11 protein-coding genes are annotated in these 12127 nt (G+C 61.8%); 4 read left to right on the top strand and 7 right to left on the bottom strand.

Translation table 11 applies throughout. From position 1 onward, the window contains the following. The first annotated feature begins 4 nt into the window (after positions 1–4). Entirely contained in the window at positions 5–1003 is a 999-nt protein-coding gene (locus tag LG376_RS07775) for a GTP pyrophosphokinase family protein (protein ID WP_225746747.1), read from the top strand. Between the two features lie 21 nt (positions 1004–1024). Here the strand turns inward: LG376_RS07775 and LG376_RS07770 are convergent, their stop codons facing one another. Genes LG376_RS07770 through ilvA form a run of 4 tightly spaced genes read right to left on the bottom strand, consistent with a single transcriptional unit; the run spans position 1025 to position 3563 of the window. Then, the gene (locus LG376_RS07770) at positions 1025–1414 is read right to left on the bottom strand and encodes an RNA-binding S4 domain-containing protein (protein WP_023021235.1); all 390 of its coding nucleotides are present in this window, start codon (positions 1412–1414) and stop codon (positions 1025–1027) included. Beyond that, a complete protein-coding gene (locus tag LG376_RS07765; protein WP_225746746.1) occupies positions 1415–1654 on the bottom strand; it encodes a hypothetical protein in 240 nt (79 codons plus the stop codon). Positions 1655–1656: 2 nt separating this feature from the next. Continuing rightward, on the bottom strand, positions 1657–2295 hold the full coding sequence (locus LG376_RS07760) for a YigZ family protein (RefSeq protein ID WP_225746745.1): 639 nt from the start codon (positions 2293–2295) through the stop codon (positions 1657–1659). Beyond that, a complete protein-coding gene (gene ilvA / locus LG376_RS07755) occupies positions 2295–3563 on the bottom strand; it encodes a threonine ammonia-lyase IlvA (protein WP_049377608.1) in 1269 nt (422 codons plus the stop codon). The genes LG376_RS07760 and ilvA overlap by 1 nt, the downstream gene beginning before the upstream one ends. A 99-nt stretch (positions 3564–3662) precedes the next feature. On the opposite strand from ilvA, the gene LG376_RS07750 reads away from it, so the two are divergent. Both LG376_RS07750 and LG376_RS07745 read left to right on the top strand, forming a co-directional pair. Beyond that, a complete protein-coding gene (locus LG376_RS07750; RefSeq protein ID WP_225746744.1) occupies positions 3663–5528 on the top strand; it encodes a choice-of-anchor I family protein in 1866 nt (621 codons plus the stop codon). A gap of 62 nt (positions 5529–5590) precedes the next feature. Beyond that, positions 5591–6076, top strand: a complete 486-nt coding sequence (locus LG376_RS07745) for a hypothetical protein (protein WP_225746743.1) — start codon at positions 5591–5593, stop codon at positions 6074–6076. 49 nt (positions 6077–6125) lie between these two features. Here LG376_RS07745 and LG376_RS07740 read toward each other — a convergent pair whose 3' ends face one another. Together LG376_RS07740 and dnaE are read right to left on the bottom strand one after the other, a co-directional pair. Beyond that, positions 6126–7316: a cobalamin-independent methionine synthase II family protein gene (locus tag LG376_RS07740; RefSeq protein ID WP_225746742.1), complete on the bottom strand. Its 1191-nt coding sequence runs from the start codon at positions 7314–7316 to the stop codon at positions 6126–6128. Positions 7317–7388: 72 nt separating this feature from the next. Next, the gene (gene dnaE / locus LG376_RS07735; protein ID WP_198491678.1) at positions 7389–10961 is read right to left on the bottom strand and encodes a DNA polymerase III subunit alpha; all 3573 of its coding nucleotides are present in this window, start codon (positions 10959–10961) and stop codon (positions 7389–7391) included. 45 nt (positions 10962–11006) lie between these two features. Between dnaE and rarD the strand changes: the two genes are divergently transcribed. Next, the gene (gene rarD, locus LG376_RS07730) at positions 11007–11858 is read left to right on the top strand and encodes an EamA family transporter RarD (protein ID WP_225747371.1); all 852 of its coding nucleotides are present in this window, start codon (positions 11007–11009) and stop codon (positions 11856–11858) included. Here the strand turns inward: rarD and LG376_RS07725 are convergent. Then, the gene (locus LG376_RS07725; RefSeq protein WP_049377616.1) at positions 11845–12114 is read right to left on the bottom strand and encodes a hypothetical protein; all 270 of its coding nucleotides are present in this window, start codon (positions 12112–12114) and stop codon (positions 11845–11847) included. The genes rarD and LG376_RS07725 overlap by 14 nt on opposite strands. Positions 12115–12127 lie beyond the last annotated feature (13 nt).

The raw sequence follows: 12127 nt of genomic DNA, 5'->3' as shown, positions 1-12127 counted from the left end.
CACTATGCCGGAAAGTAGGATGTCACGGCTGAGCAACCAGTACCACGACTGGACGCGCAGCCACCCCACCGCCGCGGTCGACTTCCGGACCGCCATCGAGGACCTCCTCAATGACGCCGGCATCATCTTCGACCGCGTCTCTACCCGCGTAAAAACCTGGCCCTCGCTGAAGGCGAAGGCCAAAAAGCGCCGCGAGAATGGCGATTTCGTCTATCCCCAGCCCTGGCAAGAGATCCACGATGTGATGGGCGTGCGCGTGACGGTGTATCACTCCACTGCCATCCCCCAAGCGCTCAACGTCTTTGGGGAGTCTTTCCACGTGGAACGCTCCGTAGACAAGGCGGCCGAAACTCGCATTTCGGGAGGTTTCGGCTATGGTTCCCACCACTTGGTGCTCACCGTGACCGAGGATAGCGCCGTCGCGATGGAAGAACTGGCGAACTATGTCGGCTGGACCTTTGAGGTGCAGATTCGCACCGTCCTGCAGCACGCGTGGGCGGAGTTTGAGCACGATATCCGCTATAAGCAGGGACCGAACCCGCCCTCGCCGGAGGTGGACCGTCTCTTTACCTTGGCCGCGGGGCTCATCGAGCTCGCCGACCAGCAATTCGATGAGATCGCCGCCCTCAAGGCCCCCGATACAGAAACCGACAAGGACGTCGAGCTTACCGCCGAGACCTTGCCGGGCGTGCTCGCCATCGTTTTGGGCAACCGCTTCCCGCTCTCGCGTTCGGAGCACTACCGCTTCTTGGCGGAGCTGCTGGAGCAAAACGGCGTGCGCCACTTGGGCCAGCTTGAGCAGCTGCTGGATGACACCGCCATTGCCCACGTCCACGACGCCATGCGCTACCGTTTCCGCCCCGGCCAAGTGCGGCTTATCGACGACCTCCTGCTCAACAAGTTTGGCAAACAACACATCGAGGCCACCGCCGAATCCGGCGACCGCCCAGGCCGCAAGCGGCGGCTTACTGCGCGCCTGAAAGCGCTGCGCGCTGCCCACTAGCTGCTCAGGATTTTCGGCCACTTACCGGAAACCGCCACGGAATTTCTCCATGTCGCGGCGTTCCTTCTTCGTCGGCCGACCGGCACCGCGCGGGCGCACCGGAACCGACGGCATAAACTCCTTGGGCGGCGGCGGTGGCGCATGGTCCGTATAGCAGGTGCGCGCGACGGGCGCGCCCACGCGCTTAGCGACGGTCGCTAAAACCTCGAGGTCATGCTCGTGGTGGTTGCGCCATACGCGCACGCGGTCGCCCGGCACCACCTGTTGGGAAGGCTTGACGGCCTCGCCATTGATCTTCACGTGTCCGGCGCGCACGGCGGTCGCGGCCGCGGACCGGGTTTTAAACATACGAACGGCCCACACCCAGGCATCAATCCTGACGGGGCGGCCGCTAGGTTGCGGTGCCGGCATTTAGTACTGGTTGTGGTTCTCGTTGACGATTTTCTGGATCTTCAGCCAGTTATAGCCGCCACCTGCGACGGCAACGATGGCACCAAGTAGCATCCAAGCCCAGAAGTTAGCCGAAAGCACGCCGAGCACTACGCCCACACCGATGCCGCCGGCCACGCATACGACGGCGTTGCGGGAGTGCTTGCGCACCTGCTGCTTGCGCTGCGCAATGGGGTTATTCGGTCGTTGCTGCATACTCATGGTCAGGATCCTACCTCAACCCACGCGCTGCCGGCCTCTGCCGCTTCGAGCTGGCCCTGCGAGATCGCTGCCAGCGTTGCTTCCAGCTCGTCCAGCCCGCCTGGGTGCACGGCCACGGTAAAGGTGACCGCGGCCGCATAGGCGGTATCGGTTATCTCATAACCGCGCCCACGCAGGTCCGCCTCTACTCGCCCGGCCGTCGCGTGTGGGCACTCCACCGCATAAAGCTCCCGGCGCGCCCTGGTTACCGCGCGCACCTTCTCCATGGCCTCACTCACCGCACCACCATAGGCATGCACCAACCCGCCGGCCCCCAACTTGATGCCGCCGAAGTAGCGCACGACTACCGCGCACACATCGAGCATGCCGGAGCCCTTCACCACGTCCAGCATCGGCTTTCCGGCCGTTCCGGAGGGCTCGCCGTCATCGGAAGAGCGCTCCACCGGGTTCGCGCCGTCGACGTGAAAGACGTAGGCGGAGCAGTGGTGGCGGGCATCGGGAAAGCGGCTGCGGGCGGCGTCGATAAACGCGCGAGCTTCTTCCTCGTTGGTCACGCGGCCGATCAAGGTAATGAACCGGGATCGCTTAATTTCAATTTCGTGTTCAACCTGGCCCACGGGGCGACGATAAGAATCCTGCATTAGGCCACGAGGAATTCGTACTCTGGGGTGCCGGGCTTGAGGTACTGCACCGAAATCTTGGATTCTCCCATGCGCTCTAGCAGGCCGTCGAGGTCCTCGGCGCGGCTAAGCTGCAGGCCCACCAGCGCGGCGCCCGTCTCGCGGTTATTGCGCTTTAAGTATTCAAAGAGCGTGATGTCATCGGTCGGGCCCAAAATCTCCTGCAAGAAGTGGCGCAACTGGCCCGGCTCCTGCGGGAAATTCACCAAGAAATAATGCTTCAAGCCGCGGTGGACCAAGGAGCGCTCCATGATCTCGGCGTAACGCAGCACGTCATTATTGCCGCCAGAAATCACGCACACCACCGTCGAACCGGGCTCCAGGTCCAACTGGTGCAGGCCTGCTACCGACAGGGCACCGGCCGGCTCCGCAATGATGCCCTCATTTTGATACAGATTGAGCAGGTCCGTACACACCGCACCCTCGGACACGGTGTCAAAGCTCAGGCGCTCGCGATTGGCGTCCAAAATCTCATAGGGCAGCGCGCCCAAGCGCTTTACGGCCGCGCCATCGACGAAGGGGTCGACCTCCTCCAGCGTGACCGGGCCGCCGTGGTCAAACGCCGCTCTTAGCGACGCCGCCCCTTCCGGCTCCATGCCCACCACCCGGGTGTGCGGTGCCATATCCGCCACGTAAGAGGTGATGCCGGAAATCAGGCCACCGCCTCCCACAGGAACGACGATGGTATCGAGAGACTTGCCCTTGGCCGAAAGCTGCGCCAGAACCTCCGCCGCGACCGTGCCTTGTCCGGTGATGGTATCGCGGGCGTCGAACGGCTCGATGAAGGTGGCGTCGCGCTCGGCGGCGTCGGCATGCGCGGCCGCGGCTGCTTCATCGAAGTTGGCGCCGACCACCACCAGCTCCACCTGGTCGCCGCCATGGACCAGGATGCGGTCGCGCTTTTGCATCGGCGTGGGCTCCGGCACGAAAATCTTGCCGGCTATGCCCATCGTGCGGCAGGCATAAGCCACGCCCTGCGCATGATTGCCGGCCGACGCCGTAACAATTCCCCGGCCGCGCTCTTCCTGGGGAACATTCGACATACCGTTTAACGCGCCGCGAATCTTATAGGAGCGCACGTCCTGCAGATCCTCGCGCTTGAGATAGACCTCGCAGCCCGTCTCGGCCGACAGCCGGGCGCAGTACTGCAGCGGAGTCGGGGCGATTTCCGAGCTAATCCGCGCCTGCGCCTGCTGGATATCGGATGCATGGATGGTCGAATCAGTCATGTCTTGACAGTCTACCCATTCACTGGAAATTCACTGTCCTTTAGTTGCACCGTTACCTCCATCAGCAATAGTGGACATAACCACAAGAAAGGAATATCTATGCTCAAGCGCATCTCTCTCTGCGTTACCTCCTCCCTCGTCCTCGCCTGTGCCCCGGCCGCCCACGCCCACATCGTGGATAACGTGCTGGAACACTCCGCCCCCAACGCCGCACTACAGCTGACCCCCATCGGTTCCCATGAATCCGGCGTCCTGGGCAAATCCGCCGCCGAAATCGTCGCCTACCACGCTGCGTCCCAGCGCATCCTCACCGTCAATGCGCGCTCCGGCGAGGTCGATATCCTCGACGCCTCCGATCCCACCCAGCCGCGCAAGATCGGCGCCATATCCGCCGGCGGGGACAAGGAAATCAACTCCGTGGCCGTGCGCCCCGATGGCTTGGCCGTCGCCGCGGTACAGCAGGCGGACAAAACCGACAACGGCGAGGCGCTGTTCTTCAATGCCGAAACCGGCGAGGAGCTTGGACGCGTAGGCGTTGGCGCCCTGCCCGATAACGTGCACCTCACTGCCGACGGCCGCCACGCACTGGTTGCCAACGAAGGCGAGCCTTCCGACGCACTCAACGCCGAGGGCACCGCCTACCTCAAGGACCCAGAGGGCTCCATTTCCGTCATCAGCCTGCCCGAGGACGTCGCGGCGCCCGCGCTTAGCGACGTCCGCACTGCCGACTTCACCGCCTTTGACACCGCCGACCTCGACCCCTCGATCCGTGTCTTTGGCCCCTCCGAGCACCATAACCAGCCTTCGCGCGACTTCGAGCCGGAATATATTTCTTCCGCGGGCGGCAAGGCCTATGCCACGCTGCAGGAAAACAACGCCATCGCGATCATCGATATCGAGTCCGCCACCGTGGAAAAGGTAATCCCCGCTCATATTGCAGACCACTCCCAAGTGCCGGTGGATCCGTCCAATAAGGATGACGTGGCGGAGCTGCGCACCATCCCGGTCAAGGGCCTGTCCATGCCGGACTCCATCGGCGCTTTCGAGGCAGAAGGTCAGACCTATTTCGCCACCGCCAACGAGGGCGATGCCCGCGAGTGGGGAGGCTATACCGACGAAGTAGAGCTCAAGGACCTGGTAAAGGACGGCAAGGTCTGTGATGACCTCGAGCTTCCCGAGGGCATCGAGGACAAGAAGGTCGCCGGCAACCTCAAGCTCACCAACGCTTCTGGCTGGAACGAAGAAAAGGAATGCTTCGACGGCCTGTATTCCTATGGCTCGCGCTCCTTTAGTATCTACGACGCCGAGGGCAACGTCGTCTTCGACTCCGGTGCGGACTTCGAGAAAGTCACCAAGGATATGCCCGGCCTTAACTTCAACGCCGATAACGAGGATCCGGATTTCGATGACCGCTCCGATAATAAGGGACCAGAGCCGGAAGCCTTGACCATCGGCAAGGTTGGCGATCGCACCTACGCCTTCATCGGCGCAGAGCGCGTGGGCGGCATCTTTGTCTACGACGTAACCACCCCTGCCGAGGCAAAGTTTGTCACCTACGTCAACAATCGCGATTTCTCCGTTGGCTACGACGAGGACGATGTTGCTGCCACCACCCAGGCCGGCGACCTCGGACCAGAGGGCCTAGCCTTCGTTCCCGCCGCAGATTCCCCTACCGATAACGCACTCCTCATCGCCGGCAACGAGGTCTCCGGCACCACCACCGTGTTCTCCGTCAAGGACCTGCTTGCCGACGCCTCCGATAACACCGATTCCGCCTCCACGTCCGCGGGTTCCACTGGTTCCAGCAGCGGCAGCAGTGGCAGCAGCGTCGCTGCCGGCGTGGGCATCGTGGCCGGTTTGGTAGGTCTTGGTGCCCTGATCGGCGGGGCGCTGGGCTTCCTGCCGAAGACCGTCGACGAGTTCTATGCGCTGTTGCCGGCGCAGGTGCGCAAGCTTTTGCCATAGATCTTCTGGAATTTACCTGCTAAATTATTTGAGGCTAATACCTCTCACTCTAAAGGAGAACCATGCGCAACCGTCTCAGCACTTCGCTCGTCGCCGCCACCGCCGTGGCAGCGGGCCTTGTTGCACCAGCAACCGCTTCTGCCGCTGAAGAGCAGCCGAAGCACATCTCGGCTGAATGCCAGGCCGAGGTCGATAAGGCGAAGAAAGAACACCTCAAGAAGATCGAGAACGGCGAGCTCGGATCTTCCGCCCGCACCCCGCAGGAGCTCATGCAGGGCATTGCCAATGGCTACGGTTCTTCCGGAATGCCCAAGGAGCCGGACTGCGTAGCCAAGGAGGCGGAACAGCGCCAGATCGAGGCACTCGAGAAGCTTCCCATCTGGGGCTCTTCCACCCCAGAAAAGTTCCTCGAGGTCATGAGCTGGGTTACCGTGGCCGCCAGCCTCGTTGCTGCGCTGCTGCAGGCCTTCACCATGGTTGCCAAGGTGAACCCGGCTGTGCTGGAGCCGATGAAGAATGCCCTCAAGCAGCTGGGCGTGCGCTTCTAAGCACTGAATAATCTAGCCGCTCCGGAACTCCGGAGCGGCTTTATGCGTTTTAGAAGAGTTCTCGGGTAGCAATCTCCGCGCCCTCGACCAAGGACTGCAGCTTCGCCCAAGCAATCTGGGGGTGCAGGCGGCCGCCCAAGCCGCAATCGGTCGACGCGATGACGTTTTCTGGGCCGACTACTTCAGCGAATTGGATGATGCGATCGGCCACGAGGCGCGGATGCTCTACCGCGTTGGTGGAGTGCGAGACCACGCCCGGGTAAATCACGGTACCCTCCGGCAGCGCGTGGTCCTGCCACACGCGCCACTCATGCGCGTGGCGCGGCGAAGCGGCCTCGAAGGAGAATCCGCCGACCTCGGCACGCAGGATTTCCTCGACAATATCCGCAAAGGGCACGTCGGTAACGTGCGGGCCGTGCCAGGAGCCCCAGCAGATATGCAGGCGCGTTTGTTCCTTGGGCAGGCCAGAGATGGAATCATTGAGGACGTCGATGCGCTCGCGAATAAAACCGCGGAAGTCCTCGACCGACGGCTCCGGATTGATTTGGTCCCAAGCCTCGGCCAGGTCGGGCGCGTCGAATTGCACAGTAAGCCCAGCATCGGTGATGGCCTGGTATTCGGTGCGCATGGCGCGGCCGACGTCGGCAAGCAGCTCATGCTCATCGTCGTAGTAGCGGTTGGTCAGGCGTGCGGCCGAGCCGGGCGAAAGGGCGGCGATGAAGCCAGGGGTGCCGGTTGGGAGGGCGTCGGCAAGCAGGCTCACATCGGCGGCGACCTCGTCCTGGCCGATGTAGGTTACCGGTCCGGTGAACTCTGGGTTCGCCACCTTGGCGCGGCCGGTGAAGATGCCAGAATCCGGATCATTATAGGCCTCCGAGAACAACGCGCGGTCGCGGCGATCAATAAACGACGTCAGCCGCGGCTCACCCGGCTTGGAGCGCACCACCTCGGCCGATTCCCAGCGGTCGGTATCCGTCATCGTCAGCCCGCCCAAGCGGCTAAACGAATAATTCCACCACGCGCCATAATCCACCGCGCCAGAGGTGATATGGCCGTACTCGCCCTCGTTAATGATATCGAGTCCGAGATCGAGCTGCCGCTTGACGACGTCCGCCACCGCAGACTCCAAAATCCCCTGAAACTCCGCGACCGGCAGCTCCCCGCGCTGCAGGTTGGCTTCCAGCAGCTCCGGGGTGCGCGGCAGTGAGCCGACGTGGGTGGTGCGAATCTTGTTAACCATCAGGTTTTCTCCATCAATATAGACTGTGCTGTCTAGATTAGTGGAGGGCGCCTGCCGCCGCCGAGTTTAAATTCAGCCTAATATGCCCGCGCCCATGGTGGCCTTGAGGTCGCCCATGAGGTTTCCTGATCGCTCCACACGCAGGTGGTCGCCGAGGATCATGGTGGTGGACTCGGAGCCATCGACAAGCTCGAGATAGACATCCGACTCGCCCTGGTTTTTGAGCAGGACCTGCTTGAGGCGGGCAATGTTTTCCATGGTGCACTGATCCGTGCGCATGGTCAGGCGCAGCGGCAGGCCGGCGCCACCGCCAGGGCCCAGCTCCGGCACGCGGATATCGGAGCAGAACAGCGAGCGGCGCTCATCGCGCACCTTGACGTTCACTCGCGCGAGGATGATATTGTCCTCGACAATCTGCGGCGCGACGAGCGAGTACACCTTGTTGAATACCAGGATTTCCACCTGCGCGCCGTTGTGGTCTTCCACCGTGACAATGGCCCACGGCGAGCCATCGCGCTTGGAAAAGCGACGGTCCACGCCCGAAATGATGCCGCCGATGATGAGCTCTTGGCCGTTATGCACCTCGTCGTTGAGGATCTTGGTCAGCGGCGTATCCGTCTGCGCGGCCAGCGCCTCCTCGAAGCCATCGAGAGGGTGGCCGGAAACATATAGGCCCAGCATCTCGCGCTCGAGGGCAAGTTCGTGTTTGCGATCCCAGTTGTCTTCCGGGATATCCAAGGCAAAGGCGTTGGAAGCCGCGTCGTCCTCTCCCCCGCCGATTCCAGCGAAGAGATCGAACTGGCCCTTATCCGCGGCCTTCTTGGTGGTTTGCACCGCATCCACCGCGTCCTCGTGAATGAGCATGAGGCCCTTGCGCGGGTGGTTCAAGTCATCGAAGGCGCCGGCCTTAATGAGCGCCTCTGTCACGCGCTTGGTGCAGGCGGCGAGCTCGATCTTGTCCAGGTAATCACTAAACGAGGTAAACGCGCCCTTGTCGTGGCGCGATTTGATGATGGATTCCACCACTTCCGAGCCGACATTGCGGATAGCGCCCATGCCGAAGCGGATATCCTCTCCCACCGCTTGGAAATCCTCTTCGGACTCGTTGACGGACGGCGGCAGCACCTTAATGCCCAAGTGGCGGCAGTCCGAAAGGTAAATGGCGGACTTATCCTTCTTATCGCCCACCGAGGTCAACAGCGCGGCCATATATTCCGGTGCGTAGTAGGCCTTGAGGTAGGCCGTCCAGAAGGACACCAAGCCGTAGCCCGCGGCGTGGGACTTGTTAAACGCGTAGGACGCGAAGGGCTCGATGGTGCCCCAGAGCGCATCCATGGCGGACTTGGAGTAGCCATTTTCTTGCATGCCGCCCCAGAACTTGTCGTACTGCTGGGCCAGCACTTCGGGCTTCTTCTTACCCATTGCCTTACGGAAGCCATCTGCCTCGCCGGCCGTGTAGTTGGCGACCTTCTGCGAGATACGCATGATCTGCTCCTGGTAGACGATGAGGCCGTAGGTCTCATCCAGGATTTCCTTGAGCGGCTCTTCCAACTCCGGGTGAATTGGAGTGATTTCCTTACGGCCATTTTTACGATCCGCGTAGTCCCAGTGGGCGTTGACACCCATCGGACCGGGGCGGTAGAGCGCAAGGGAGGCCACAATATCCTTAAAGCCGGTCGGCTTCATGCGCTTGAGCAGCTCTTGCATGCCGCCGGAGTCGAGCTGGAAGACGCCCAGCGTATCGCCGCGTGAGAGCAGGTCATATACTTTGGAGACCTTGGGGTCGTCGGCATGCAGCTGCTCTAGGTGGACTTCTTCGCCGCGGTTGCGCTTGATGTTTTCAATCGCATCGCCGATAACGGTGAGGTTGCGCAGGCCCAGAAAGTCCATTTTCAGCAGGCCAATGGCCTCGCACGCCGGGTAGTCCCAGCCGGTGATATAAGCGCCGTCGGCCGGGCGCTTCCACATAGGAATGTGGTCCATGAGCCGGACCGAAGCCATAATCACCGCACAGGCGTGTACGCCCGCCTGCCTGACGACGCCCTCCAAACCCCGCGCCGTGTCATAAATCTTCTTCACATCCGGGTCGGATTCCACCATCTGGCGGACCTCGGCGGCCTCGGAGTAGCGCTCGTGGTCCGGGTCCGTGATGCCCTTGAGCGGAATGTCCTTGGCCATGATCGCCGGCGGCAGCGCGCCGTTGATGCGGTCGGCCATCTGGAAGCCGGGCTGACCAAAGTGCACCTTGGCCGAGTCCTTAATGGCCTGCTTGGTCTTCACCGTGCCGAAGGTAATCACCTGCGCCACCTTGTCTTCACCCCAGCGCTCGGCCGCATAGGTAATCATTTCGCCGCGACGGCGGTCATCGAAGTCGATATCGATATCGGGTGCGGACGGGCGCTCAGGGTTCAAGAATCGCTCGAAAAGGAGATCGTGCTCCAGCGGGTCGATATTGGTAATGGTCAGCGCGTAGGCGACAAGCGCGCCGGCCGCCGAACCACGGCCCGGCCCCACACGAATGCCCACGGAGCGTGCGTGCTTAATGAGCTCGGCCACGATGAGAAAGTAGGACGGGTAGCCCTTCATCTCAATAACGGAGATCTCATACTTAGCGCGCTCGATATACTCCTCCGGAACATCCTGGCCGGGGAAGCGCTTTTGCAGGCCCTCCATCACCTCATGGGTGAGCCAGGAAGTTGGGGTGTGGCCCTCGGGGACGTCGGCAATAGGCATGCGATCGTGGGTGTGTTCTTCCCAAATCTCGCCGTAGTCTTGCACGCGCTCAGCAATCCACAGGGTGTTATCGCAGCCATCTGGAATCATATCGTCCCAGGTCTCGCGCATCTGCGCGGCCGACTTAATGTAGTAGCCGGTGCCGCCGAACTTGAAGCGGTCCGGGTCCATGAAAGTCTTGCCGGTCTGCACGCACAGCATCGCCTCGTGCGCCGGCGCCTGGGACTCCAGCACGTAGTGGCAGTCATTGGTCACCAGCGGGGGCAGGTCTAGCTTGCGGCCGATTTCTAGCAGGCCATCGCGCGTGCGCTTTTCGATGTCCAGCCCATGGTCCATCAACTCCAAAAAGAAGTTGTCCTTGCCGTAGATGTCCTGCCACATGGCCGCGGCCTCCAGCGCCTCGTTGAACTGGCCGAGGCGCAGGCGGGTCTGGACGTCGCCAGAGGGACAACCGGTGGTGGCAATGATGCCGTCTGCGTGCTCGGCGATGAGCTCGGCGTCCATGCGCGGCCATTTGCCCAACTGACCTTCGTAGGAAGCCAGCGAAGACAAGGTAAAAAGGTTGCGCAGGCCGGTGGCGTTCTCCGCGATCATCGTTTGGTGGAGGTAGGCACCAGAGGCGGAGACGTCGTCGCGCTTTTGGTCCGGCGTGCCCCACAGCACGCGCTTTTTGTTGAAGCGGGATTCGGGCGCCATATATGCCTCGATGCCGATGATGGGTTTGACGCCGGCGCCGGTCATGCGGCGGTAGAAGGCATCAGAGCCATACATATTGCCGTGGTCGGTCATGCCGACGGCCGGCATTTCTTGGCGGACCACCTCGTCGGCCAGCATATCGACCTTGGCCATACCGTCCAGCATGGAAAACTCGGTGTGGTTGTGCAGGTGGACGAAGGAGGAGTTTTTGGCCATGCGGCTCATCATAGCGGGGCGGTCAAAATGGGCTATTATTTTGTGATGCTCTACACGCTCGCCGCCTACATCATGTGGGGATTTTTCCCCGCGTTCTTCCCTCTGTTGCTGCCGGCATCGCCGCTGGAAATCTTGGCTCATCGCGTGTTGTGGACCGCGGTGTTGGTTACGGGATTTTTATTCCTCAGCGGCCGGTGGCGCGAAATGGCGCGCATGGACAAGCGCACGTGGGGTTGGCTTGCGGCCGCGGGTGTATTCATCACGGTCAATTGGGGTACCTACGTGGTGGCGATTAATAGCAACCACGTGGCCGATGCGGCGCTGGGGTACTTCATCAATCCCCTGGTGTCGGTCGCCCTTGGCATGGTGTTTTTGAAGGAACGATTGCGGCCGTGGCAGGCCGGCGCGGTGGGCGTTGCGGCCATCGCGGTGCTGTATTTGACGTTCTTTACCGGCCAGGCGCCGTATATTTCGCTGCTATTGGCGTTCAGCTTCGGCTTTTATGGGCTGCTCAAAAAGCGGGTTCGGGTGTCCTCGGCCGTCTCGGTCGCAGCAGAAGCCCTCGTGATGTCGCCGCTGGCGGTGGGCTACATCCTGTGGCTAGAAACAAGTGGCCAGGGCACTTTCGCCAGCGAGGGCGTCGGCCACGCGCTGCTTTTGGTCAGCGCCGGCTTGATTACCGCGCTGCCGCTTCTCTGCTTTGCGGAGGGGGCCCGGACGCTGCGCTTATCGACGATCGGGATGCTCCAATACCTCACCCCCATCATGCAGATGCTGTGGGCGCTCTTTGTCACCCACGAGCACTTTTCGACGCACCGCTGGATCGGCTTCGGGATTATCGGCGTGGCCGTTGCGAGTTACGTCGCCGACTTGGTGCGCATGGCTAGGAGCGCTTAAGTTCTTCGCGAGCAGCGCGGGCGCGGCGACGCGCCGCCTGTTCCTCTTCTGCCCGCAGCGCCCAGCGCGGCATTACCACGACGAGAAAGATGCCATAGACACACACGATCCCGGAAAACACCAGCGTCATCGACGTGCCGCCGGTGAAAAGACCGATAAAAAGCGCGATGCCGGATACCACCACCGCGACCCACGCGGCGATATAGGCAAACTTGTAATTGGGCATCCACTGCGAAAAGGGCTGTTTTGAGGCCATGGTCCTAGCTTAG

The sequence above is a fragment of the Corynebacterium sp. Marseille-P4611 genome (assembly GCF_916618765.1).
GTDB classification, from domain to species: Bacteria; Actinomycetota; Actinomycetes; order Mycobacteriales; family Mycobacteriaceae; genus Corynebacterium; species Corynebacterium marquesiae.
Note: the sequence above shows the minus strand (reverse complement) of the source record. Positions and strands in the feature narration are given on the sequence as shown.

Bases quoted from the DNA above. Each gene is read 5' to 3' on its own strand.
- LG376_RS07775 (WP_225746747.1), top strand. From the start codon at position 5: ATGCCGGAAAGTAGGATGTCACGGCTGAGCAACCAGTACCACGACTGG.
- LG376_RS07770 (WP_023021235.1), bottom strand. From the start codon at position 1,414: ATGCCGGCACCGCAACCTAGCGGCCGCCCCGTCAGGATTGATGCCTGG.
- LG376_RS07765 (WP_225746746.1), bottom strand. From the start codon at position 1,654: ATGAGTATGCAGCAACGACCGAATAACCCCATTGCGCAGCGCAAGCAG.
- LG376_RS07760 (WP_225746745.1), bottom strand. From the start codon at position 2,295: ATGCAGGATTCTTATCGTCGCCCCGTGGGCCAGGTTGAACACGAAATT.
- ilvA (WP_049377608.1), bottom strand. From the start codon at position 3,563: ATGACTGATTCGACCATCCATGCATCCGATATCCAGCAGGCGCAGGCG.
- LG376_RS07750 (WP_225746744.1), top strand. From the start codon at position 3,663: ATGCTCAAGCGCATCTCTCTCTGCGTTACCTCCTCCCTCGTCCTCGCC.
- LG376_RS07745 (WP_225746743.1), top strand. From the start codon at position 5,591: ATGCGCAACCGTCTCAGCACTTCGCTCGTCGCCGCCACCGCCGTGGCA.
- LG376_RS07740 (WP_225746742.1), bottom strand. From the start codon at position 7,316: ATGGTTAACAAGATTCGCACCACCCACGTCGGCTCACTGCCGCGCACC.
- dnaE (WP_198491678.1), bottom strand. From the start codon at position 10,961: ATGGCCAAAAACTCCTCCTTCGTCCACCTGCACAACCACACCGAGTTT.
- rarD (WP_225747371.1), top strand. From the start codon at position 11,007: ATGCTCTACACGCTCGCCGCCTACATCATGTGGGGATTTTTCCCCGCG.
- LG376_RS07725 (WP_049377616.1), bottom strand. From the start codon at position 12,114: ATGGCCTCAAAACAGCCCTTTTCGCAGTGGATGCCCAATTACAAGTTT.